Annotated in this window: 3 protein-coding genes and 1 pseudogene; all 4 read right to left on the bottom strand. The window is 50.6% G+C overall.

Translation table 11 applies throughout. From position 1 onward, the window contains the following. On the bottom strand, window positions 1-265 hold a 265-nt coding region (locus C5B90_RS19695), incomplete at its 3' end, for a pyridoxal-phosphate dependent enzyme (protein ID WP_115883612.1). Between the two features lie 184 nt (window positions 266-449). Beyond that, entirely contained in the window at window positions 450-1172 is a 723-nt protein-coding gene (locus C5B90_RS20470; RefSeq protein WP_158547248.1) for a hypothetical protein, read from the bottom strand. A gap of 70 nt (window positions 1173-1242) precedes the next feature. Next, on the bottom strand, window positions 1243-1530 hold the full coding sequence (locus C5B90_RS20465) for a hypothetical protein (protein ID WP_148708263.1): 288 nt from the start codon (window positions 1528-1530) through the stop codon (window positions 1243-1245). A gap of 98 nt (window positions 1531-1628) precedes the next feature. After that, a pseudogene (locus tag C5B90_RS19690) lies at window positions 1629-2362 on the bottom strand (IS6 family transposase). Window positions 2363-2540 lie beyond the last annotated feature (178 nt).

Here is a 2540-nt window from a genome sequence, read left to right as displayed (position 1 = left end):
CAAGAACGGCACAGACAAATGCGAGACTCGTCCCTGTGCTGCCACCAGTGAACTCAACGATTGGATCTTCCGGGGCTATGTCTCCCCGCTCTCGGGCAGCTTCGACCATGGCAAGTGCCATCCGGTCTTTGAGACTCCCTGTCGGATTGGCACCCTCCCACTTTACCGAAATCGACGCTCCCTCGTCGGGACGGAGTGACGGGAGATTCATCATCGGTGTCTCGCCGATTGCCGCTAGCGTATTTGGATAATCTTGGGTGGGCATACTGGAAGGAGCCCCAGCCACGACATTAGTCGTATCGGTAGAGTGCCCTGTGGGGAGCATCGCTATCTGGCTGCCACTCCGGTCATACCCCAATTCAGTAACACCGAGTAGTGGTACAAGAGTATCCTCTCTTGTCCAATACCCTACCGGGCCCTTGAGAAGCATATCGGTCGTACTGTAGCATTTATTTCACTTGTCCACAACTAGGACACGAGTCAGGATCACTATATTGGTCCAAGTTCTCTCCGCAGTTGGTGCACTTGCTCGTTGTTGGAGTAACCACCTCTTTCAGGAGGAACAGGGCAGCAATCCAAAATCCAACAGAATACGCCCCTGCACCTGCGAAACTGAGGACAATGTCCAAGGTTCCAGCAAAGTCAAATGTTTGTGCTCCAGCAATACAGAGTCCAATTCCAGAAATTACTGCTATATTGTATTCGGTCTTCAGTTTATGAAGTCGCCAACGAACCCCAATGAATGCCAGCAAAAATGACACCATTGTGTAGATAAGTTGGATGTCATACCAAAACGCATGAATGTACGGCCCTCTCGTGATCACCTGTAGAACGAGGTAGCTCCCGACTGCGATGATAAACAAGACAAGCAGATGGTACCGAATCTTTGCAGAGAGGTTGCCCGAAAGCGACTTAGTTTTAAGAAAATCGAGTACCCGCCGGTAAAGTTGGACCGCTGCGACCCCCTCTACTACACGAAACAGGAGATAGAGAAATATTGCATACATTCCATATGAAGTCCTGAGGACTGACAAGGAGAAAAAAAGAAACCCAACTCCCAAACCGAAAACACCGAACATACGCTCTCGCACTCTGAATTGTGAGTAGAGTCCCATCTGACGGGTGACTATAATCATAACTCCAATAAAGAGCGCTTCTAGCCCAAGTACCATTGACCACGTAGGGAGTGTCCTCGGGACGGGGTCCAAAAACCACCCAACTTGTAGTATCAGACCCATTTGGTCACTTTCCCGCGACCATCACTCCCATCGCATGCATGCAGACGAAAAGTGGAATGAAAACAGCCAATGCCACACTTAGGCCTGCTGCAAGCGTTTGGTACTCTGGACTTTGCTGAAATCCCCAGTAACTCATTATCCCCATTGACGCTGCTAGTACCCCTCGAGGACGACCAGCAAATCCAACAGTCTCGAGTGGTTTTGTTATGATGACTGTTGTACCAACCACGATCGCTGTCATACCTATCTGGCGTAACAGTTCTGGCTCCCAGAATATGATGGGCTGGGTCACGATACATAGGACCATGTCAATTACTATAATGCTTGCTGGTGTCACCCTATGTTCTTTTCACAGTGAGTACTGCTTTGGAATGCTGGTTAGAGCACTGTCTAGTTAGTGACTTCCTCAACTGGCGTTCGCCCATCGAGCGCTTGATACGGTCGTTGAAAATTATAGTATTGTGTAAATTGTATGAAACACTCGCGGACGCTTCCGTGACTGCCCACCCACGAAGTATGGAAGCGGTCGACTCGCATTTTGAGGGTGTGAAACCACTTTTCGATGAGGTTTCGCTCAACGTAGTCCAGCCGACCGCTCAATCCTAATCGAGAGAGTGCAGTCTGATAGCCGTAGCCATCAACGAGAAACACAGTGTCTGAGAGATCGTGTTTCTCGGAAAGTCGATGGAGAAACGCAGCAGCCGGGTCGGTACCATGTCGTCCAAACAATTCGACGTCAAGAATCAGCTTTGTCTCGATGTCTATTGCACCGTACAACCAAGACCATTCGCCATTGATTTTGACAGCGGTCTCGTCGACCGCAACCCGCTTCGGTTTCGCCTCAGGCGGGTTGTGACCGCTGTCAGCCAGCCGATGTACCCACTGCCAAACAGCTTGATGAGACCGTTCAATGCCGAGTAATCGAAGAATTTCTTTTGGTTCCCTGAGGGAACATCCGGTCGCGTGGAACTGGACAGCGAACGCCCTAACGGGCGTCCTCAGAACGCTTCGCGTTCTGATGAGCTGCACGAGAGCTTTGCTCTCGTGAACGTCGCTGTCCGCTCACGCTCCCAAGTTTCTTCTAAATCCGCTGCAAAGCACTCGCTGAGCAGGTCTGCGAGCATCTTGACCAACTAACTCAACGACCTGCTCGTTCCTCAAACTGGCTTAACTAGACAGTGCCCGTGAGGCCGTCAGATCATCGATAATAGCATTTCTCTCCATAGCGTCCCGACCGTTCACCGACAATACAGGCAAGGCGAGTGATCCGTATCATAATAGGGGAGCGCAAGTGTTCGTGCA

Origin of the sequence: Haloferax sp. Atlit-12N (assembly GCF_003383095.1) — an archaeon.
Taxonomy (GTDB): domain Archaea; phylum Halobacteriota; class Halobacteria; order Halobacteriales; family Haloferacaceae; genus Haloferax.
Note: the sequence above shows the minus strand (reverse complement) of the source record. Positions and strands in the feature narration are given on the sequence as shown.